This window comes from Lysobacter dokdonensis DS-58 (genome assembly GCF_000770795.1).
GTDB classification, from domain to species: domain Bacteria; phylum Pseudomonadota; class Gammaproteobacteria; order Xanthomonadales; family Xanthomonadaceae; genus Noviluteimonas; species Noviluteimonas dokdonensis.
In genome coordinates this window covers 1-19,283 of the sequence record NZ_JRKJ01000020.1, presented here as the reverse complement: position 1 = coordinate 19,283, position 19,283 = coordinate 1, and the positions used below count along the sequence as shown (strand labels likewise).

The 19,283-nt window shown below is 68.3% G+C and carries 21 protein-coding genes; 8 read left to right on the top strand and 13 right to left on the bottom strand.

Annotated features, from left to right (window positions below; genetic code table 11):
- The first annotated feature begins 160 nt into the window (after positions 1-160).
- The 4 genes from LF41_RS12470 (at position 161) to LF41_RS12455 (ending at position 2,825) form a co-directional block, all read left to right on the top strand.
- The gene (locus LF41_RS12470) at positions 161-622 is read left to right on the top strand and encodes a tape measure protein (protein ID WP_052116401.1); all 462 of its coding nucleotides are present in this window, start codon (positions 161-163) and stop codon (positions 620-622) included.
- Between the two features lie 149 nt (positions 623-771).
- Positions 772-1,242, top strand: a complete 471-nt coding sequence (locus tag LF41_RS12465; RefSeq protein ID WP_052116400.1) for a hypothetical protein — start codon at positions 772-774, stop codon at positions 1,240-1,242.
- 46 nt (positions 1,243-1,288) lie between these two features.
- Positions 1,289-1,885 (top strand): GTP cyclohydrolase I FolE, encoded by a 597-nt coding sequence (gene folE / locus LF41_RS12460; protein WP_036170237.1) that lies wholly within the window; start codon positions 1,289-1,291, stop codon positions 1,883-1,885.
- Positions 1,821-2,825: an NAD(P)/FAD-dependent oxidoreductase gene (locus LF41_RS12455; RefSeq protein WP_084073613.1), complete on the top strand. Its 1,005-nt coding sequence runs from the start codon at positions 1,821-1,823 to the stop codon at positions 2,823-2,825. The genes folE (LF41_RS12460) and LF41_RS12455 overlap by 65 nt, the downstream gene beginning before the upstream one ends.
- Before the next feature lie 6 nt (positions 2,826-2,831).
- Here LF41_RS12455 and LF41_RS12450 read toward each other — a convergent pair whose 3' ends face one another.
- The 3 genes from LF41_RS12450 to LF41_RS12440 are packed head-to-tail and all read right to left on the bottom strand — an operon-like array spanning position 2,832 to position 5,390.
- Complete coding sequence (locus tag LF41_RS12450) at positions 2,832-3,266, bottom strand: hypothetical protein (protein WP_036170234.1); 435 nt, start codon at positions 3,264-3,266, stop codon at positions 2,832-2,834.
- A 25-nt stretch (positions 3,267-3,291) separates the two neighbouring features.
- Positions 3,292-3,690: a hypothetical protein gene (locus tag LF41_RS12445; protein ID WP_036170232.1), complete on the bottom strand. Its 399-nt coding sequence runs from the start codon at positions 3,688-3,690 to the stop codon at positions 3,292-3,294.
- Positions 3,687-5,390: a TIR domain-containing protein gene (locus tag LF41_RS12440; RefSeq protein WP_052116399.1), complete on the bottom strand. Its 1,704-nt coding sequence runs from the start codon at positions 5,388-5,390 to the stop codon at positions 3,687-3,689. Before LF41_RS12440 ends, LF41_RS12445 begins: the two co-directional genes overlap by 4 nt.
- A 167-nt stretch (positions 5,391-5,557) precedes the next feature.
- On the opposite strand from LF41_RS12440, the gene LF41_RS12435 reads away from it, so the two are divergent.
- Positions 5,558-6,829, top strand: coding sequence for a TCR/Tet family MFS transporter (locus tag LF41_RS12435; RefSeq protein WP_036170230.1), 1,272 nt, complete (start codon positions 5,558-5,560; stop codon positions 6,827-6,829).
- A 6-nt stretch (positions 6,830-6,835) separates the two neighbouring features.
- On the opposite strand, the gene LF41_RS12430 is transcribed toward LF41_RS12435, so the two are convergent.
- Entirely contained in the window at positions 6,836-8,113 is a 1,278-nt protein-coding gene (locus LF41_RS12430; RefSeq protein ID WP_036170228.1) for an acetyl-CoA C-acetyltransferase, read from the bottom strand.
- A gap of 104 nt (positions 8,114-8,217) precedes the next feature.
- On the opposite strand from LF41_RS12430, the gene LF41_RS12425 reads away from it, so the two are divergent.
- A complete protein-coding gene (locus LF41_RS12425) occupies positions 8,218-9,105 on the top strand; it encodes a hypothetical protein (RefSeq protein ID WP_036170225.1) in 888 nt (295 codons plus the stop codon).
- A gap of 6 nt (positions 9,106-9,111) precedes the next feature.
- On the opposite strand, the gene LF41_RS12420 is transcribed toward LF41_RS12425, so the two are convergent.
- Genes LF41_RS12420 through LF41_RS12400 form a run of 5 tightly spaced genes read right to left on the bottom strand, consistent with a single transcriptional unit; the run spans position 9,112 to position 14,157 of the window.
- Positions 9,112-9,606, bottom strand: coding sequence for a GNAT family N-acetyltransferase (locus LF41_RS12420; RefSeq protein ID WP_036170223.1), 495 nt, complete (start codon positions 9,604-9,606; stop codon positions 9,112-9,114).
- The gene (locus LF41_RS12415) at positions 9,603-10,151 is read right to left on the bottom strand and encodes a superoxide dismutase family protein (RefSeq protein ID WP_036170221.1); all 549 of its coding nucleotides are present in this window, start codon (positions 10,149-10,151) and stop codon (positions 9,603-9,605) included. The genes LF41_RS12420 and LF41_RS12415 overlap by 4 nt, the downstream gene beginning before the upstream one ends.
- A 19-nt stretch (positions 10,152-10,170) precedes the next feature.
- Positions 10,171-11,583: a nitrogen regulation protein NR(I) gene (ntrC, locus tag LF41_RS12410; protein ID WP_036170219.1), complete on the bottom strand. Its 1,413-nt coding sequence runs from the start codon at positions 11,581-11,583 to the stop codon at positions 10,171-10,173.
- Complete coding sequence (locus LF41_RS12405; RefSeq protein WP_036170216.1) at positions 11,573-12,616, bottom strand: two-component system sensor histidine kinase NtrB; 1,044 nt, start codon at positions 12,614-12,616, stop codon at positions 11,573-11,575. The genes ntrC and LF41_RS12405 overlap by 11 nt, the downstream gene beginning before the upstream one ends.
- 32 nt (positions 12,617-12,648) lie before the next feature.
- Entirely contained in the window at positions 12,649-14,157 is a 1,509-nt protein-coding gene (locus LF41_RS12400; protein ID WP_036170213.1) for an FAD-dependent oxidoreductase, read from the bottom strand.
- Positions 14,158-14,273: 116 nt separating this feature from the next.
- Here LF41_RS12400 and folE (LF41_RS12395) point away from each other — a divergent pair, with 116 nt between their 5' ends.
- Both folE (LF41_RS12395) and LF41_RS12390 read left to right on the top strand, forming a co-directional pair.
- Entirely contained in the window at positions 14,274-14,891 is a 618-nt protein-coding gene (gene folE, locus LF41_RS12395) for a GTP cyclohydrolase I (RefSeq protein ID WP_052116398.1), read from the top strand.
- A gap of 250 nt (positions 14,892-15,141) precedes the next feature.
- The gene (locus LF41_RS12390) at positions 15,142-15,798 is read left to right on the top strand and encodes a hypothetical protein (protein ID WP_036170212.1); all 657 of its coding nucleotides are present in this window, start codon (positions 15,142-15,144) and stop codon (positions 15,796-15,798) included.
- 81 nt (positions 15,799-15,879) lie between these two features.
- Here the strand turns inward: LF41_RS12390 and ung are convergent, their stop codons facing one another.
- The 4 genes from ung to ftsE are packed head-to-tail and all read right to left on the bottom strand — an operon-like array spanning position 15,880 to position 19,061.
- Entirely contained in the window at positions 15,880-16,578 is a 699-nt protein-coding gene (gene ung, locus LF41_RS12385; RefSeq protein ID WP_036170210.1) for a uracil-DNA glycosylase, read from the bottom strand.
- Positions 16,575-17,417, bottom strand: coding sequence for a response regulator (locus LF41_RS12380; RefSeq protein WP_036170208.1), 843 nt, complete (start codon positions 17,415-17,417; stop codon positions 16,575-16,577). The genes ung and LF41_RS12380 overlap by 4 nt, the downstream gene beginning before the upstream one ends.
- Positions 17,414-18,379 (bottom strand): permease-like cell division protein FtsX, encoded by a 966-nt coding sequence (ftsX, locus tag LF41_RS12375; RefSeq protein ID WP_052116397.1) that lies wholly within the window; start codon positions 18,377-18,379, stop codon positions 17,414-17,416. The genes LF41_RS12380 and ftsX overlap by 4 nt, the downstream gene beginning before the upstream one ends.
- Complete coding sequence (gene ftsE, locus LF41_RS12370) at positions 18,372-19,061, bottom strand: cell division ATP-binding protein FtsE (RefSeq protein ID WP_036170206.1); 690 nt, start codon at positions 19,059-19,061, stop codon at positions 18,372-18,374. The genes ftsX and ftsE overlap by 8 nt, the downstream gene beginning before the upstream one ends.
- Positions 19,062-19,283: the final 222 nt, after the last annotated feature.

Genomic DNA, 19,283 nt, shown 5'->3' with positions numbered 1-19,283 from the left:
TCGTTGCGAGAAAATTTCTGAACGCGCATTTGCGCGTCCGTTGCCGTGCGTTCAACGAAACGCGCGCTCCCTTCACCGACGCTGCACCGTCGGGTTCATAACGTGCGCTCCTCGCGGCGATGCACGTCGACGCGACGTCCCCACGACAGGAGCAAGAACGATGAGCGACATCAAGAAGGATCACAGCATCGGTGAAGGCGCGGGCGCAGTGACGGGCGCCGTCACGGGTGCCGCGGTCGGTTCGGCTGCAGGCCCGGTCGGCACCGTCGTCGGTGCGCTGGCGGGCGGCGTGTTGGGTGCCAAGGCCGGCGGCGGCATCGCCGAAGCCATCAACCCGACCGAGTACAACGATCACTGGAAGAACAGCTACCAGTCGACGTCGTACTACAACAACAGCCGCGACTGGTCGGACTACGAGCCGGCCTACAAGTACGGTTACGACACCTACGGCCAGTATCGCGGCCAGAAGTTCGACGACGTCGAGTCGGACCTGGAACGCGGCTGGGAATCGGGCAAGGCGAACTCGCGCCTGGCCTGGGGCGAAGCCAAGGGCGCGGTCAAGGACGGTTGGCATTACGTCGAACGCGCCATCCCGGGCGACGCGGACCGCGACGGCCGCTGAGCACCGCACGGACTCGCGGTGCGAACGCACCGCAGACTAGCCGGGGAAGACCCGGACGCAAGGGCCGCCTCGTGCGGCCTTTGCTTTTTCACTGCCGTTAAACGGCCGGCACCCTAGCTTCGAACCTCGACAACGGGAGAGCCGCGCCCATGAGCACACTCAAGAAGGACCACGTCATCGGCACGGGCGGCGCAGCCCTCGCGGGCGGCGCGGCCGGCGCGGCGCTCGGCGCGGTCGTCGCGGGGCCGCCGGGCATGGCGGTCGGCGGCATCGCGGGTGTCGCCATCGGCGCCACCTTCGGCGACCGCATCGCCGAGGCGCGCGACCGGCGCGAGAACCTCGGCCATTTCGAGCAGATCTACCAGTCGATGCCGTACTACCGCGCCGGCTACACCTGGCACGACTACGCACCGGCCTATCGCTACGGGCTCGATACCTACGAGCAATACGGTGAGCAATCCTTCCCCGACGCCGAGTCGATCCTCCAGGGCGCGTGGGAATCCAACGCGCATTTCGGTTCGCGCATGGCCTGGCTCGAAGCCCGGCCGGCCGTCGAGCATGCATGGCGTTCGATGGACGAGGCGCTCGGCAAGGCCGAGCACATGCCGCCGCCACGCTGACAGCCGGTACCATGGCGGCCCCCGCAGGCACGCAGGGCCGCCCCCCATGAGCGACACCCGCAACAACGTTTCCCGCAGCCAGGCCGAAGACGCCATCCGCACCTTGCTGCGCTGGTCCGGCGAAGACCCCGCGCGCGAGGGCCTGATCGATACGCCCAAGCGCGTAGTCAAGGCCTACGAGGATTGGTTCAGCGGTTATGCGCTCGACCCCGACGATTACCTGCAGCGGACCTTCGAGGAAGTCGAGGGCTACGACGAGCTGATCGTCCTGCGCGACATCCAGTTCGAAAGCCACTGCGAACACCACATGGCGCCGATCATCGGGCGCGCGCACGTCGGCTACCTCCCGGCGGGCAAGGTCGTGGGGATCAGCAAGCTGGCGCGCGTGGTCGAAGCCTATGCGCGCCGCTTCCAGGTGCAGGAAAAGATGACGGCGCAGATCGCCGGCTGCATCGAGCGCGCGCTGCATCCGCTGGGCGTGGGGGTCGTGGTGGAAGCCGCGCATGAATGCATGACCACGCGCGGCGTGCACAAGCGCGGTGTCAGCATGGTGACCTCGACCATGCTCGGGACCTTCCGTGAAGACGCACGCACCCGCGGCGAATTCCTCCAGTTCATCAGCGTCGGCGCCGGCCACCGCTGACACGCTCGACTGCCTGGTCGTGGGCGCCGGTCCCGCCGGCCTCACGGCGGCGACGTACCTGGCGCGCTTCCATCGACGCGCGGTCGTGGTGGACGCCGGCAAGAGCCGCGCGCGCTGGATCCCGAAGAGCCACAACTGCCCGGGATTTCCGTTCGGCGTCTCGGGCACCGAACTGCTCGACAAGCTGCGCGCGCAAGCCACCGGCTACGGCGCCGATATCGTCGAGGGCTGCGTGGCGAAACTCGAACGCGACGGCGATGCGTTCCTCGCCACCGCCGCCGACGGCACGCGCTGGCGCGCGACGTACGTCGTGCTCGCCACGGGCATCGTCGATGCCATGCCGTCGATGCCGGGCCTGGCGGACGCCATCGCGCGCAATGTCGTGCGCATGTGCGCCGTGTGCGATGCCTACGAGGCGAGCGACGACCGCATCGCGGTCTATGCGCCGGTCGACGTCGCGATCTCGCACGCGGTGTTCCTGCGCACGTTCTCGCGCAACGTGATCGCCGTGCGCTCCGAAGCGGGGGACCCCACGGCAGCGAATGCAGCGCTCGCGCGCGAAGCGCGCGTGTCGGTCCTGCCCGTCGCGAAATCGCTGGAACACGACGGCCGCTGCTGCGTCTTCAAACTCGAGGACGACAGCGTGCACCGATTCGATACGGTCTATCCGATCCTGGGCTGCACGCCGCAATCGGCGCTGGCGGCATCGCTCGGCGCATCGCTCGACGACAACGGCGAAATCCACGTCGACGATCATTGCCAGACGCACGTCGACGGCCTGTACGCCATCGGCGACATCGTCAGCGGGTTGAACCAGATCAGCGTGTCGGTCGGCCACGCCGCGATCGCCGCGACCGCGGTGCACAACCGCCTGCCGCGCAACTTCCGCGAAGACCCCGACGCGCAGCCGGCGACGGCAGCGGACCTGCCGTCGCCCTGACCGCGGTTACTGGTGCGTGATCCGGTGCGCCATCAACACCGTGCCGTGCTTCGGATCGTTCGCGATGATCGGGTCGCACGGAATCATCGATCCGTTGGTGCTGTCGAGGACCATCACGCAGTAATCCGCGCTGAGGTTGGCGGTGTTCTGGTCGGTGATCACCGCGGTGGATGACGTGAACGTGCGGCTCAGTTGCGGCGGGTTGTCGTCGTCGCGGAACGTCACGTTGTTCACGCTGTAACGGTTGTCGGTGTCGAGGTTGAGATTGAGCGTGGCCGTGCCGTCGCCCACCGTCGTCTTCAGTCCGCCGTTGTCCTTGTCGCCGCCGGTGTATTTGAAGCTGTAGACCTGCTGCGTGTTCGGCGCGGTGATGGTGTTCCAGCCGTTGCCATTCTTCGCGCCGGGTTGCAGCTTCAGCTGCACGGTTTCGGTCTTCGCCATGTCGATGCTCCGTCGTGGGGGGCTTTCAGTGCCTGCTCTTCGGGTCGTTGGAAATCATCGGGTCGCAATCGATCGACTCGCCGTCGGCATTGCGCACGACGACGTGGTAATAGGCCTGCATCACGCGCGTGTTCTTGTTGTGGATCTTCGCCTCGAGCCCGCACGCGTCGGCCTCGAGATGCGTCAGCTGGTCGGCGTGACTGGTGAACGACACGCTCTCGATGACGTAATCCGGGCTCTTCAATCGCACCAGGTACACCTGCTCGCCGGTGTCGACCTGTGCATTGAGGTGCCCGCGCCCTTTCCTCCCGCCCAGGAAGCGATAGGCGTACGGACAGCCCTTGCTGCCGGTGGTCGGATGCCAATCGCCGTCGGGGGCCTGCCCGGGACGCACCGCCAGCCGCGCGATCTGCACCTTGTTCATCGAGTCGCCACCGTGGGAGTGGTCAATTCCTTCTGCAATTCGCGCGTGCGTTCCAGCCACGTCACGACGCGCTGGTTCGTCGGCTCGGCCGCGACGACGGCGGCGAGCGTGCGCTCGGCGTCCTGCGCGACGGTCATCGCCTGTCGCGGCTGGCCGATGCCCATCAATTCGGCGCGCCAATAACGCGCGATGCCCTGCTGGCTCGACCACACGCGGTTCGACGGATCATGCGCCACCTGCGTGTCGGCGAGACGATTGGCGGCTTCCGACGACTTGCGCGCGCCCTCGAGATCGCCGCGCTTGAAGCGTGTTTGCGTCACGAGCAATTGCGCGTCGACCCAATCCTTGCGCCAGGTGGCGTTGTCGGGCTCCTGCCGGCGCAACGTGTCGTAACTCGCGAGCAGCGCCGTGAACCACGTTTCGGCATCGGCGTAGCGTTCCTGGCCTTCGGCGTTCGTGCCGAGCCACGAGACGACGGTGGCCTCCTCGGAGCGCAACTGCGTATCGTTCGGTCGTTGTTCGACCCAGCCATGGAACAGCGCGAGTCCCCGCTTCATCGCGCGCTCGGCGCCTTCATGGTCGCCGCGCGCGTCGGCAAGGATCGCCAGGTTCTGGTGCGCGTAGGCCACTTCCTTCTGCCAGTCGAAGTTGCTGCGATCCCGCGCGGCGAGTTGCTCGGCACTGGCGCGATACCGTTGCAACCAACGTTCGGCTTCATCGAATTTGTCCTGTTGCCAGGCCACGTTGCCGATCCAGTACTCGGCCTGCGCGCGATCGAAGAGGCGCTGCCCGTTCGACGGGTCGCGCGCGGCCAGCGCGGTGGTGCGCGCATAGGCCTGCTGGAATGCGCGCATCGCTTCCGGGTATTTCGTTTCCTCCATGCGCACCTGGCCGATGCCGGTGAGCGAGCGCGCTTGTTCCTCCAGCGCGCGGTCGCTGAGGTCGCGGGGGTCGAGTTCGGCGAAATACGTGGTGGCTTTGTCGTCGACGCTGCGCATCAAATCGAGGCGGCCGACCGTCGTCAATTTCTTGCGCAGGTCGCCGAGCATGAAACCGAGCAGGTCCTCGGCCTGGCTTTGGCGACGTTGCGCATCGTTGCGTGCCACGTGCGCGGTGATCGCCAGGCCCGAGGTGATCGTCATGCCGGCCAGGGCCGCGGCGGTGACCGCGGCGAGCCGGCGATTGCGGCGCTGCTGCTCGCGCTGCACCAGCGCGTCGTAACCCACGCCGAGCAGCCCCGCGACGAGCTTGAGGAACGCGCGGTCCTTGCCGTCGCCTTCCGGCCGCGCATCGGCGGCGAGCGGAATGCGGCCGTCCTCGATGGTCGCCGGCGGGAAGCAATTGTCGACCGACGGGTCGCCTTCGACGATGAAACAGAAGATGCGTTCGGCGCGTTCCTGCGCCATGAATGCGCGGACTTCCGCGTCGACCCATTGCGACCGCGCCGCCGCCGGCGAACAGATCACCACGAGCGCATCGGATTCGGACAGTGCCTCGCGAATCGTACTGCTGAGATCGCCTGCGGTCGGCAGTTCGTCCCGATCGCGGAACACTGCGCCCAGCCTGGCGGGAATCGCACCCGCACGCCCATGCGTGCCCACCAACCGCTTCGGCACGCGCCACGATTCCAGGCGACGCAACAGCCACCGCGCCCAATGGGCGTCGTTGTGGCTGTAGCTGAGGAACGCGCGATAGCGCACGAGACGTGTGGCCCTTTGCAGCCGGGCGCAGCGGGGACGTTGTGGGAACGCCCCGCGTGTTGAATCCCGGACACCCTGCCGACGGGCGGTCTCCTGCCGATACCCACGGGCGCGCCCGGCGACGAACGGGCTAGACTGCGTCGTCCGTTTCCGCAGCGAACCCCCCAGTGACCGACACCGCCGCTCCGGGCGCGCGCAAGGCCGCGCTCGCTTTCATCTTCGTCACCGTGTTGATCGACATCCTCGCCTTCGGGCTGATCATTCCGGTGTTGCCGCATCTGTTGAAGGATTTCGTCGGTGGCGACACGGTGCGCGCGGCGTACTGGGTCGGCGTGTTCGGCTTCCTGTTCGCGGCGATCCAGTTCGTCTCGGCGCCCATCCAGGGTGCGATGTCCGATCGCTTCGGCCGCCGGCCGGTGATCCTGCTCTCGTGCCTCGGGCTCGGCGTGGATTTCATCTTCATGGCCGTCGCGCAGACGTTGCCGTGGCTGCTCGTCGGCCGCGTGGTGTCGGCGATGTTCTCCGCCAGCTTCACCACCGCCAACGCGTACATCGCCGACGTGACGCCGCCGGACAAGCGCGCGCAGGCCTACGGGATGATCGGTGCGGCGTTCGGCCTGGGCTTCATCATCGGCCCGGCGATCGGTGGGCACCTGGGCGAGGTGAACGTGCGATTGCCGTTCTGGTTCGCTGCGGGGCTGGCGCTGCTGAATTTCGTCTACGGGTTGTTCGTGTTGCCCGAATCGTTGCCCGTGCAGCGCCGCACGCAACGCATCGACTGGCAGCACGCAAGCCCGCTGGGTTCGCTCAAGTTGCTCGGCCAGTACCGCGCGATCTGGGGCCTCGCCGGCGTGGTGTTCCTCGTCAACTTCGCGCACTACGTGTATCCGAGCGTGTTCGTGCTGTTCGCCGATTACGCGTACGGCTGGGGCTCCGGCGACGTGGGCTGGGTGCTCGGCGCCGTCGGCATCCTGAGCGTCATCGTCAACGCGGTGCTGGTGAAGAAGATCGTCGGTGCGATCGGCGAGCGGCGCGCGCTGCTGGTCGGCCTGTCGTGCGGCGTGGTGGGGTTCACCATCTACGGCTTCGCGCCGACCGGCGCGATCTTCCTGATGGGCCTGCCGATCATGTCGCTGTGGGCGCTGGCGATGCCCTCGACGCAAGCGATGGTCACGCGCGAGGTCGGCCCGGAAGTGCAGGGCCGCGTGCAGGGCGCGCTCACGAGCCTGGCGAGCCTGGCGGGCGTGGTCGCGCCGATCGTCTACACCAGCGTGTTCGCGTGGTTCATCACGCCGCATGCGCCGGCGAAATTGCCGGGCGCGCCGTTTTTGCTCGCGGGGATGTTGCTGGCGTGCGCGGGGGTAGTGGCGTGGCGCTTTGCGCGGACGCATGCGGTGCGCCAAGCGTCGCCGGAAGAGGCGAATACCGAAGCCGCGTAAAGGGCTTCAGCGTTCGAGGATCGCCACGACGCCCATGCCGCCGGCGGTGCAGATCGAGACCAGGCACCGCCCGCCGCCGCGCTCCTTCAACTCCTTGGCCGCAGTGGCGACGATGCGCGCACCGGTGGCCGCGAAGGGGTGGCCTGCCGCGAGCGAGGAGCCGTTCGGGTTGATCTTCGCCGGATCGATGCGCCCCAACGGCGCTTCGAGCCCCAGGCGCGTGCGGCAATACTCTTCGCTCTCCCACGCGCGCAGCGTGCACAGCACCTGCGCGGCGAAGGCTTCGTGGATTTCGTAGAAGTCGAAGTCCTGCAGCGTCAGGCCGTTGCGCTTCAGCATCTCGGGCACCGCGATGGTCGGCGCCATCAGCAGGCCTTCGCCATGCACGAAGTCGACCGCGGACACATGCGCGTCGCGCAGGTGGCACAGGACTTCGAGGTCGTGCGCGGCCGCCCATTCGTCGCTGGCGATCAGGCACGCGGATGCGCCGTCGGTGAGCGGCGTGGAGTTGCCGGCGGTGAGCGTGCCGCGGCCGGAGACCTTGTCGAACGCAGGCTTCAACGTCGCCAGCTTCTCGATCGAGGTGTCGGCGCGCAGGATGTTGTCGCGCGACACGCCGCGGAAGCTCACGACGAGATCGTCGAAGAACCCGCGCTCATAGGCGGCTGCGAGCTTGTGGTGCGAAGCGACGGCCAACTCGTCCTGCGAATCGCGCGAGATGTTCCACTGCTTGGCCATGTCCTCGCAGTGCTCGCCCATCGACTTGCCCGTGCGCGGCTCGGCCACGCCCGGGAAATCCGGCTTGAGTTCGCGGAAGTGGAATCCCTTGAACGCGGCGAGTTTTTCCTTCGGCGTCTTCGCCATCGCGGCGGCGAGCAGGCGGCGGCGCAGCTTCTGCCCGTAGACGATCGGCACGTCGGACGTGGTGTCCGATCCGCCGCCGATGCCCACTTCGATCTGGCCCGTCGAAATCTTGTTGGCGATGTGCACGATCGTGTCGAGCGACGTGCCGCACGCGCGTTGCAGCGTGATGCCCGGGGTCAGCGGCGAGAGGCCCGAGGAGAGCGTGGCTTCGCGGCCGAGGTTCCAGTCGCCCGAATGCTTGATGACCGCGCCCAGCGCGACTTCGCCCAATTGCTGCCCGTGAAGGCCGAACTTCTCGACCAGCGCACCGAGCGTGCGCACGGACATGCCGAGGTTGCCGACATCGGCATACGCGGTGTTCTGCTTGCAGAAGGGGATGCGGACGCCGCCGAGGATGGCGACGGGACGGCCGTGCAGCATCGGATACCTCGTCTTCGCAGCCCGACGCGCGAGTGGCGCGGGCATAATGCGATCAAGTGTAAACCCCGCCACCAGCGGGGCCAATCCACGTTCCCGGACGCAAGATGAACAAGCCCTCGCCGGACCTGCAATTGCTCGGCGCCCTCGCGCTGGAACTCACCCCGGGCACGGGCGCGAGTCGCGTGGCGCTGGCCCAGGGCGATGCGGGCGCGCTCGCGCAACGCGTCGCGCAGGACCTGGCGGGGTTCGCCGACGAGGCGAACGCATTGCAACTGGTGACCGTGGGCGCGCACTACGACGTCGTCGAGCTGCTGCGCCCGGGCTGGCCGCTGCATCGCGAACTCGACCAGCTCGCCGCGCGCGCACCGGGTGACGCTGCCGGGCGCGTGATCGCCTTCGGCACGCATGACGCCAAACTCCCCGGCGCGCTCACGCCGCAGGACGAATACGCCGGCGGGCCGTTGCGCCTGGTGCCGTTCGTGCTGGGCGGCGATGCCGACATCGCCACGCGCGTGGGCGATGCGTTCGAACGGGATCTCATGGAACGCGGCATGGCGGGCGCAGCGACGGCGCTGCTCGCGCAGGAGGCCTTCGGCCTGCAGGTCGAGCACGCGCGGTACCTCACGCTGCACGACCTGGCCGCGATGATGGCGATGCAATACGAACATGCGGGCCTGGCGCCGCTCTGGCCGATCCTCGAAGCCGCGCTGCTCGCGCCCGATGACGAAGAGTGGCTTGAGCAAGCACCCGAACCGGTCGTGCATTACATCGGCCGCGAAGCGCGCATCGCGCTGTTCACTCCGCAAGCCTGGCGCGAGCGCTACGCGCCGGAAGCCGCGCACGAAACCGATGGCGAATGCGACAAGCTGGAACGCGCGTTCGAATTCTTCCAGGCGCGGCAGCGCCAGTTCGCCGCGGTGCTGGAAGCGCACGGAATCCCGGTGACGTTCGTGCATTGCGACGCGGCACACGACGCGCACGCGGAACTCTGATCCCGGCTACGTCCCGTCCGTGCGCGCAAAATACATCCGGTAACCCTCGTCCTGCATGCCCAGCGCTTCGTACGTGCGCTGCGCATTCGCGTTCTCGCGCTCGACGAGCAAACGCAAGCCGATCACGCCCGGGGTTTGCTTCGCCAGCGTTTCCACGTGGCGATACAGCGCGGAGAACACGCCCTTGCGGCGATGCGCTTCCGGCACGTAGACACTCTGGATCCACCACCAGTCGCCGTTGCGCCAGTCGCTCCATTCGGTCGTGAGCATCAGCGTGCCGACGGGGACGCCGATGGTCTCCGCGCCGGCGAACGTCGCATCCTCCATCGCCACGAAGTAACGCGACTTGCGCGCATCGGCGATGCCGGCGGCGACGCCCGCGTTGACGGTGGCCGGATCGAGCGCCTTGCCTTCGGTCTCCAGCGCCATCGCCGCGTTCCATTCGGCGATGAGCGCGGCGTCCGCGGGATGGGCGGCGCGAATGCGGAAGGCGTGCGTCATTGCACGATCTTGATCGGAGCGCACGCCACGCGCGCGCCGGCGTTGCCCGCCGGTTGCGAGGTGTAGTCGTCCGCCGCGGCGTGCACGACGAGCGCGCGGTCGGCGATGTCGTTCGGCGCGCCGCCGCCGAGCGTGACGCCGGCCAGGTGGATGTCGAGGTTCACTTGGCCCTGCGCGTTGGCGGTGATGTTGTCCATGTCGCCGGCGTGGTGCGTCGCGCTGTTCGCGCGGCCGTGCGGTTGCCCGCCCGGATTGAAGTGGCCGCCCGCGGAACTGGCGTCGGCGGCCGTGCAATCGCCTTTCTCGTGCACGTGGATCGCATGCACGCTGTTCGGCATGAAGCCGCCGACGATGCCGGTGAGATGCACCCCGTCGCGCATCGGGCGCAGCGTGACGCGGCCGCTGACGAGGCTCCCGGAGGCGGAGGCGAGGTTTGCGCGCCCTTCCTTCGCGGTGCTTTGCGCGGCGGGCGGCGGTGTGGGCTTCGGCGCGGTCGCGCAAGCGGCGAGCGTGAGCGTGGCGATGACTGCGAGTGCGTGGCGCATGGGGGAACCTCCGAAAATGTCAGCGGCGCTTGCGTCCGGATCCGAGCTTGCGGGTCAGGGTGTTACGACCGAGTCCAAGCCGTTGCGCGGCTTCGCCGCGGTGGCCATGGGTGTGTTCCAGCGCGGCGTCGAACAGGATGCGTTCGAAACGCTCGCGCGCATCGCCGTGCAGATCCGCAGCGCCGCTGGCGAGGCGTTCGCGCGCCCAGCGTGCGAGCGCCGCTTCCCAGTCTTCGTCACGCGCACTTTCGAGGGACGCGTGCGAGAAGGCCATGTCGAGCTCGGCCGTACCGATGGTGTCGCCCGGGGCGAGCGCCGCCAGGCGCCAGCACACGTTCTCGAGTTCGCGCACGTTGCCGGGCCAGTCATGCTTGCGCAGGCGGTCGAGCGCGGATTTCGCGAAGCGTTTCGCAGGTGCGTCGAGTTTGCGCGCCGCCGCGGCGAGGAAACGCTCGGCGAGTGCCGGCACGTCGTCGCGACGATCACGCAGAGGGGGCAAGTGCAAGCGCACGACGTCGAGGCGATGCAGCAGGTCCGCGCGGAACTTGCCCTCGGCGACCAGACGTTCGAGTTGCTGGTGCGTTGCGGCGATCACGCGGACGTCGACGCGAATCAGTTCGCGCCCGCCCACGCGGAAGAACTCGCCCTCCGCCAGCACGCGCAGCAAGCGCGTCTGCAACGGCAGCGGCATGTCGCCGATCTCGTCGAGGAACAGGGTGCCGCCATCAGCCTGTTCGAACCGGCCGACATGACGCTTCTGCGCACCGGTGAACGCACCAGCGTCGTGCCCGAACAGTTCGCTTTCCAGCAACTCGGCGGGAATGGCGGCAGTGTTCAACGCGACGAACGGGCGGTGCGCGCGGGGCGATTCGCGATGCAGCGCGCGCGCGACGAGTTCCTTGCCCGTGCCCGTCTCGCCGGTGACCAGCACCGACAACGGCGCCTGCGCGAGCCGTCCGATGCTGCGGAACAGCGCGCGCATCGCGGGCGTATCGCCGATGAGTTCCTGGTTCGTGCTCACCATCGGCGTCGTCGCTGCGATGCCGTTGGTGGCCGGCAGCGCGCGGCCCGCGATCTCGACGGCCGCATCCAGGTCGAACGGCTTGGAGAGGAACTCGTACGCGCCGCCACGGAACGCGCCGGCGGTGCTCGCGATGTCGGTGTAGGCGCTCATCACGATCACCGGCAACTGCGGTGCCGCGACCTTCAGCTTCTCCAGCAGCGCCAGCCCATCCTCGCCCGGCATGCGCACGTCCGTGAACAGCAGGTCGGGCGCGCCGCGCGAGCGCAACGCATCGAGCGCATCGCGCGCGTTCTCGAATCCGTCCACCGCGTAGCCCGCTTCGCGCAAAGCGGTGGCCAGGACGAAGCGCACCGCGCGATCGTCGTCGACGATCCACACGCGCGCGGACTTCACGGTCTCAGTCGGCATCGCCGCCCTCCCCTTCGTCCAGCCACAGCGGCAACAACAAGGTGAACACCGTGTGCCCCGGGCGCGAGCGGTACGCGAGCGAGCCGCGATGCTCGCGCGCGACCTGCTGCGCGAGCGCGAGCCCGAGGCCCGTGCCCGCGGCGTGGCCGCTCACCAGCGGCAGGAAGATGCGTTCGGCGAGTTCCTCCGGCACGCCGCGGCCGTCGTCGACGATCTCCAGCCGCAATGCGAGCGCGTGCACCCCGTCGCCGATCCGCACGCCATGCTCGGCGCGCGTGCGCAGCGTGATGTTCGCGGCACCCGCGTCGATCGCGTTGCGCACCAGGTTCCACAAGGACTGCGTGAGGCGATCGCCATCGCCGAGCACGTCGGGCAGCGAGGGATCGTAATCGCGCACCAGTCGCACGGCCCAACCGGCATCGCTTTCGGCCAGGCGCAGCACGCGCTCGAGCACCGCGTGGATGTTCACCGGCTCGAACGGACGCGGCGGCGCGGGCGACAGCAGGCGATCGAGCAGCCCCGTGAGGCGATCGACTTCCGCTTCGATGAGCGCGACGAGTTCGCGGCCCGTGTCGTCGCCGGCGACGCGGCGCTCCAGCAATTGCGCAGCGCCCTTCAACCCGGCGAGCGGATTGCGCAGCTCGTGCGCCAGGCCTTTCAACGCCGCGGACAATGCGCTTGGCAACAACTGCGCAGGATCCTCGCCGGGGAACTCGTCGACCGGATGGGCTTCGAGCCACCAGCCGCCGCCATCGCGCGCGGTCAGCGTGACATCGGCGAAGCGCGGCGCCTCCGCACCCGGGAACGCGAGCGGGATCCGCCGCAACCGGGCACCCTCGCCCTGCCCCGAAATGGCGCGGATGAAGGCGTCGCCTTCGAACTCCAATGCGGCCAGGGGAACGCCCCCCAACCGCTTCGCGCTGACGCCGAGCCACCGCGCGCAGGCCGCGTTGGCGCCCGCGATCCGCCCGTCCGCGTCGGTCCATGCCACCGGCGTGGCGAGCAGATCGAGGTCGGGAGGGGTGGCCGCCATTGCACCAATGTAGTGCGAAAGGCGGGGGGCGGCTACTGGCGCAGGGCCTGTTCGATCTCAAGGTTCTCGCGATCGCGCCCGACGGACGCGGCGGCCACCAGCGCGCCGCCCCGGAAATACCGGGCCGTGCAGTCCTGCGCGTGCAGATCGCCGTCGATCTCGACGCGCTCCCATTTGCCGGCATATCCGCAATAGCGGATCTCCACGCCCTGGTGGTGCGTCCAGAAAAAGGGCACGTCGTCGAAAGCGCGTTCCGCGCCGAGCAGGTTGCCCGCCGCGGTCTGGCCCATGCGTTGTGCGTGCACCCAGTGTTCGACGCGGGCGTGCTCTTTGCGGAGGGGGAAGCGCGCGACGTCGCCCGCGGCAAAGATATCGGGGTCCGACGTCCGCAGCAGGGCATCGACGACGATGCCGTCCTCGACCTGCAACCCCGCCGCTTCAGCGAGCGACGTGCGCGGCGCGACGCCGACGCCAACGACCAGCACGTCGCATTCGACGCGCCCGCCACTCTCCATCGCGAGCGCGGTGCCGTCGTACGACGCCGGCTTCTCGCGCAGGTGGAACCGCACGCCCTTGTCGGCGTGCAGCGCCTGGATCCACGCACCCAGTTCCGCACCGAGTGCGCGCTCCATCGGCACCGCATCCGGCGCGACGACGTGCACCTCGAGACCACGCGCGCGCAATGCACCCGCCGCTTCCATTCCGATGAACCCCGCACCGACGAACGCGACGCAGCGCGCGTTCGCGCACGCCGCGATGATTGCGCGCGCATCGTTGAGCGAGCGCAGCGCGAAGACGTTCGGACGATCGAAGCCCGGCAATCGCAGCGGCCGCGGCGCCGCGCCCGTGGCGAGCAGCAGTGCGTCGTAGCCGAAGCGTTCGCCTTCGCGCAGCACGACTTCGCGCGCGGCGGTGTCGATCGCCACGACCTTGCTGCCGACGCGCAGATCGATGCCACGCTTCCTGTAATGCGCGTCGGTCGACAGCGGAATCCAGTCTTCCGGTGCGGTGCCGGCGAGATAATCCTTCGACAGGTTGGGGCGGTCGTAGGGTGGCGACGCGTCCGCGCTCAGCATCGTCAGCGAGCCCGCATGCCCGAGGTCGCGCAAGCGCTCCGCCGCCGCGAATCCGGCCGCTCCGCCACCGACGATGACGATGCGCGCGCGCGACGTGCGCGGTTGCGGCGCCGCGGGCTTCGACTGCAATCGTTCGCGCACGAACACCATGTCGCCTTCGATCTCGACGCGCCACGTGGGCACATGCCGGAACGCCGGCGCCCTGCGCGCGGTGCCATCGCGCAGGCTGAAACACGCGTGGTGCCAGGGACAGCGGATCTCGTCGCCGACGCGCAGGCCTTCGGCGAGCGGGCCGCTGTAATGCGTGCACGTGGCGCCGATCGCGTGGAGGCCGTCCTCCAATCGTGCGATCAGCACCGCCTCGTCGCCGACGCGGCCGCCGAGCACGCCTTCGGAAGGAATGCTCGACACCGGAACGCCGGCGGCGAAATCGGGGCCGGGCGGCACTGCATCGTCATGCGACATCGGGCACCTCCACGAGCCGCGATCTTCCTCCTATCGACGTATCGGCGCGCGTGAGGTTCCCCGGGAACCTGTCGCGCGCTCGTGCATCGGATGTTCGAACCCCGAGGAATCCCGCCATGCTCGACGCCCGACTGCAATTCATCGACCCGCACGCCACGCCCGCCGCCGACGGTGCGCGCCCGTCGCGACACGAGGCCGAAGCCGCCATCCGCACGCTCATCCGTTGGGCCGGCGATACGCCTTCGCGCGCCGGGTTGCTCGACACGCCGGCCCGCGTCGCGCGCGCGTACGAAGAATGGTTCGGCGGTTACGCGATCGATCCCGACGCGCTGCTGGAACGTGATTTCGAAAGCGCCGGCTACGACGACATCGTGCTGCTGCGCGACATCCCCGTGCGTTCGATGTGCGAACACCACATGGCCGCGATCCGCGGCGTCGCGCACGTCGCGTACCTGCCGGGCGAACGCGTCGTCGGCATTTCAAAACTGGCGCGCCTGGTCGATGCGTATGCACGCCGCCTGCAGATCCAGGAACGGCTGACGTGCGAGATCGCCGACACGCTCCATCGCGTGCTGAAGCCGCGTGGCGTGGCGGTCGTTGTCAAGGCAACGCACGAATGCATCGGTTCGCGCGGCATCGCGATGCACGGCGTGGGCATGGTCACCAAGCGTTTGCTGGGGCAGTTCGAACGCGACCCGTGGCGGAGCGAGCTGCTGGCCTCGTTGAGGGCGTAGACGAATCGAGATTCCGAATACCGAAAGTGCCATCCGGGACGCGGACGGTTCTCGACATTTCAGTAAGGCGTTGTGCCGCGCGAAGTGGAACGATACGGTCGTTGCCGAGCCCCAAACGGACGATCACGCTTGCACGTTGCACGCGCGCGCGATGTCGACGCGGGTGGACAGTGGGGAACGCGATCATGGCACGCGCGCGTGATCGACAACGTGCCGTTTGGACGATGCAACATGGCCCGGACGCGCCGAGATGAAACTGCAGATCGCCACACTGATGATCGCCACCGTGACGCTGGTGGGACTGTTCATCGTGTCAACCGGTGCCCGGAAAAGCGGGAGCATCACATTGCCAGCGTTCGGCGAAGCGCCTCCTGACAAGCTCCTGGAGCCTGCGCCCGCCGTGTTCGGCGATACCGCAGTCGCGGGCGTTGTTGTCCCGGACCGGCGTGAGCTGACATCCGCAGACACGCGAACGACCCCTCGCACGTCGGGACCGGCACCGTTATCACCCACGAATGCCGAACGACTGACGCGGTTCGCGGAAGAAGTGGCTGTCGATGATCGCAAGCTTGCGGAACTTTGGACCCGAGTGAACAGCGAAAGCATCGACAAGGCATGGGCCGACGATGCAGAGCGCCAACTTGCGCTCAGCGTCCGCGCGCTAGGCAACAACCAGCCCGCGCTGCAGGTGTCGGAGCCAGAATGCTTCACATCCGTTTGCGTTCTGATGGCGACCGGCGGACACAGCACCGAGCAGGCCAACGCCGACTGGCAACGTCTGATCTACACGGTCGCGGACGAGCCGTGGTTCCGAGCGGGCTTCGTTGACCTGAGCACGACCCTGCGCGCCGATCCTGGCGGCACCCTCTACGTCACCTACCTGCTGCGCCGCGGCTACAGTTGGTAGCGCATGCATCGAGAATGCGTGCAGCACTGCCAGCGTTCCGAATGCGCGCTTTCAGAGGAAGCCTGGGCGAGGACATGAGACTCAGGGCAAGCGCCAGTCGATCGGCGTCATGCCGTGGCGCGCGAGGTAGTCGTTCGTCTTCGAAAAATGCCCGCATCCGATGAAGCCGCGATGGGCGCTGAGCGGGGAGGGGTGCGGCGCCTTCAACACGCGATGCTTGTTCGTGTCGATCATCTTGCCTTTTGCCTGCGCGTAGCTGCCCCACAGCAGGAAGACGAGGTGTTCGCGCTCGCGGTTCAATGCCTCGACGATGTGGTCGGTGAACCCTTCCCAGCCCTTGCCCTGGTGCGCGCCGGCGCGGCCTTCCTCGACCGTCAGCACCGCGTTCAACAACAGCACGCCTTGTTGCGCCCAATGGTCGAGGCACCCGTGCGTCGGCGGAGGAATGCCGAGGTCGCGCTGCAGTTCCTTGAAGATGTTCACGAGCGACGGCGGCACCGCGGTGCCGTGTTGCACGGAGAAACACAGGCCATGCGCCTGGCCGAGGCCGTGGTACGGATCCTGTCCGAGGATCACGACCTTCACCTGGTCGAATGGCGTGGCGTCGAGCGCGGAGAAGATCTGCGGTGCCGGCGGGAACACGTGCGCACCCTTGTGCATGCGCTCGCGCAGGAACGTGCGTAGCGACTGCATGTCCTCGCGCTTGAGGTACTCGCCGACGCGCGCCTTCCACGACGGATCCAGGCGAATGCGATCGCCGTCGGCCGCCGCGCCGGTCATGCGTCGATGCTGCGCTGCTCCGGCAACTTCGCCACGCGCAGCTGGAAGAGCGTCTTGGTCACCAGCAGGCGTTCTTCGATCGGCTTGAGCACGAGGTCGTTGGCGCCTTCGCGCAACAGGCCGGACTGATTGTCCTTGTTCTCGTCGCCGGTCATCACCAGCACCGGCAGGCGGCGCTTGCTGTAGCCGAACTCGTTGCGGATGCTCGCCAGCAGATCGCGGCCGCTCAGTTCGCCCTTGAGGTACACGTCGCTGAGCACGAGGTCGGCGCCGGGCGCGTCATCGCCCTCGCGATTGGCTTCGAGATACTTCAGCGCGTCTTCCGCGCTGATGGTGTGCACGACCGACAGCCCCTGGCGTTCGAGCATGCGCTTGGTCGCGAGCGCGACGACGCGGCTGTCTTCGACGTACAACACGCGCGCGCCCGTCACGGGCTCGGGCTGCACGTAGCCGCGGATGAACGCCGCGAGCGCCTGGTGGCCGAGGCCCTTGTCGAAATAATCGGTGACGTCCTCGCTCAGGCTGCGATCTTCCAGCCGCGCCTGCGCTTCGCCGGACACGACGATCACCGGCACGTAGGCCTGGCCCGATGCATTGCGCACCGCTTTCGCGAGCGCGAGGCCGTCGCCGTCGGGCAGGTTGAGCGCCGTGGTGACGAGGTGGAACGGGCCGGTGTCGAGCGCGGCCTTCGCTTCTTCCAGCCCCGCGCAACCGACGACTTCGACATTCGGCAAGTCTTTCACCAGCACGTCGCCGATCAACTTGCGCACGAGCTTCGAGCCGTCGACGACCATCACGCGCGGCGCATCGGAAATGAGATGGCGCAGGTCCTGGTTCATCGCGTCGGCCGCGTCTGGCGCAGGAAGTGGCCGGTGACGACGCCCGCGCCGAGCCAGCCGAGCACCGTCGCGCCGCCGAGGACGATCGCGGCCTGCACCGCATCGACGCCCTGTAGCGTGAAGGCGCTGCCGTAGCTGCCGGCGAGTTCGGCCAGCGGCGCGCGCAAAGCGATCCACGCCGCGGTGAGCAACGCCAGCGCAAGCGCGCCGGCGGACAGGCCGTACCAGATCCCGAGATACAGGAACGGGCGGCGAATGAAACCGTCGGTGGCGCCGAGCAATTGCAGCACGCCGATTTCCTCGCGGCGCGACTGGATGTCCAGGCGCACGGTATTGCCGACGACGAGCAACGCGCCGAGGCCGAGCAGACCGGCGAGCACGAGCGCGACGCGGCCACCGAAGCGCAGCCAGTTGTCCAGGCGCGTGCGCCACTGGGCGTCGTGCTGCACGAGGTCGGCCTCGGGCATCTCGCGCAGCGATGCAGCGAGGTTCATTTCGTCCCCCCGCGGCGCGACGACGAGCAGCCACGGCAGCGGATTCGCATCGCCCGTGGCGGCGAGCGCGTCGATGGCTTCCCCCAGGCCGTCGCGCTCGCGCAGCACCTGCAAGCCCTGGTCGGGCGAGCGCACGTCGACGGACGCCACCTCCGCGCGCTTGCGCAGTTCGCCGGCGAGGGCGTTGGCGCGTGCGGCGTCCGTGCCTTCCTTGAGGAAGACGGAGATCTGGCGCGAGGTCTGCACTTCGCCCGCGAAGCGCTGCACGTTCGACAGCACCACCCACAGCCCGAGGGGCAATGCGAGCGCCACCGCCATCACGCCGATGGTGAGCAGCGTCGCCCAGGGTTTGCGGAACACGCGGCCGAGGCTCGCGATGAAGCTGTACAGATGGTGGTCGAACCACGCACCGACGCCGCTGGAATGCACGCGGCGGTCGCGCCCGTTCGATGCCGGTTGATCAGGCATCGGCGAGTTCCTCCGGCGCGATGTCGTCGGCGAGCTTGCCCTGGTCGAGCACGAGGACGCGCTTGCGCATGCGCTTGATCAGGCCGAGGTCGTGGCTGGCGACCAGTACGCTGGTGCCGCGCTCGGGCAGTGCGGCGAACAGGGCCATGATTTCGGCCGACAGCGTGGGGTCGAGGTTGCCCGTCGGTTCGTCGGCGACCAGCAGCGTGGGTTCGGCGACCAGCGCGCGGGCGATGCCGACGCGTTGTTGTTCGCCGGCCGACAGTTGCGAGGGCAGGGCCTTCTCGCGCGGGGCCAGCCCGAGACGGTCGAGCATCGAGCGCACGCGCTTGCCGATCTCGCCGCGCTTCATGCCGCGCAGGATCAGCGGCAGGCCGACGTTTTCGCCGACGGTGCGATCCATCAACAGTTGGTGGTTCTGGTAGACCACGCCGACCGAACGGCGATGCAGCGCGACCTTCGTGCCGCGCACCTTCGCCAGGTTTTTTTCGTCGAACAGCACCGTGCCGCGCGACGGGCGCTCGGCGAGCTGGATCAGTTTCAGCAGCGTGCTCTTGCCCGCGCCCGAATGGCCGGTGACGAACAGCATTTCCCCCGGCGCGACGGCGAAACTGACATCCGTCAGTGCGACGTGGCCACCGGGGTATTGCTTGCTGACGTTGTCGAAGCGCAGGACCGACATGGGCCAAGTATGGCCCGATTCGACATCCCCGCGAAGGCGGGGCGTGCGATGCGTGACGTCAGTGCTGCGAACGCGGCGCGCGCGTCACGAGCGCCTTCAGGCCCTTGCCGATGCGCGCGAGCAGGGACGGACGCGCGTCGGCCCCCGCCTCGGGCTTGGTGCCCGTCGCGGGCGTGGCCTGCAGGGCGTCGCCGCCTTCGATGCGACGGCCGCCGCGACGGC

Excerpts from the sequence above, each read along its gene's own strand:
- LF41_RS12470 (WP_052116401.1), top strand. The coding sequence starts at position 161 with ATGAGCGACATCAAGAAGGATCACAGCATCGGTGAAGGCGCGGGCGCA.
- LF41_RS12465 (WP_052116400.1), top strand. The coding sequence starts at position 772 with ATGAGCACACTCAAGAAGGACCACGTCATCGGCACGGGCGGCGCAGCC.
- folE (WP_036170237.1), top strand. The coding sequence starts at position 1,289 with ATGAGCGACACCCGCAACAACGTTTCCCGCAGCCAGGCCGAAGACGCC.
- LF41_RS12450 (WP_036170234.1), bottom strand. The coding sequence starts at position 3,266 with ATGGCGAAGACCGAAACCGTGCAGCTGAAGCTGCAACCCGGCGCGAAG.
- LF41_RS12445 (WP_036170232.1), bottom strand. The coding sequence starts at position 3,690 with ATGAACAAGGTGCAGATCGCGCGGCTGGCGGTGCGTCCCGGGCAGGCC.
- LF41_RS12430 (WP_036170228.1), bottom strand. The coding sequence starts at position 8,113 with ATGCTGCACGGCCGTCCCGTCGCCATCCTCGGCGGCGTCCGCATCCCC.
- LF41_RS12425 (WP_036170225.1), top strand. The coding sequence starts at position 8,218 with ATGAACAAGCCCTCGCCGGACCTGCAATTGCTCGGCGCCCTCGCGCTG.
- LF41_RS12420 (WP_036170223.1), bottom strand. The coding sequence starts at position 9,606 with ATGACGCACGCCTTCCGCATTCGCGCCGCCCATCCCGCGGACGCCGCG.
- LF41_RS12415 (WP_036170221.1), bottom strand. The coding sequence starts at position 10,151 with ATGCGCCACGCACTCGCAGTCATCGCCACGCTCACGCTCGCCGCTTGC.
- ntrC (WP_036170219.1), bottom strand. The coding sequence starts at position 11,583 with ATGCCGACTGAGACCGTGAAGTCCGCGCGCGTGTGGATCGTCGACGAC.
- LF41_RS12405 (WP_036170216.1), bottom strand. The coding sequence starts at position 12,616 with ATGGCGGCCACCCCTCCCGACCTCGATCTGCTCGCCACGCCGGTGGCA.
- LF41_RS12400 (WP_036170213.1), bottom strand. The coding sequence starts at position 14,157 with ATGTCGCATGACGATGCAGTGCCGCCCGGCCCCGATTTCGCCGCCGGC.
- folE (WP_052116398.1), top strand. The coding sequence starts at position 14,274 with ATGCTCGACGCCCGACTGCAATTCATCGACCCGCACGCCACGCCCGCC.
- LF41_RS12390 (WP_036170212.1), top strand. The coding sequence starts at position 15,142 with ATGAAACTGCAGATCGCCACACTGATGATCGCCACCGTGACGCTGGTG.
- ung (WP_036170210.1), bottom strand. The coding sequence starts at position 16,578 with ATGACCGGCGCGGCGGCCGACGGCGATCGCATTCGCCTGGATCCGTCG.
- LF41_RS12380 (WP_036170208.1), bottom strand. The coding sequence starts at position 17,417 with ATGAACCAGGACCTGCGCCATCTCATTTCCGATGCGCCGCGCGTGATG.
- ftsX (WP_052116397.1), bottom strand. The coding sequence starts at position 18,379 with ATGCCTGATCAACCGGCATCGAACGGGCGCGACCGCCGCGTGCATTCC.
- ftsE (WP_036170206.1), bottom strand. The coding sequence starts at position 19,061 with ATGTCGGTCCTGCGCTTCGACAACGTCAGCAAGCAATACCCCGGTGGC.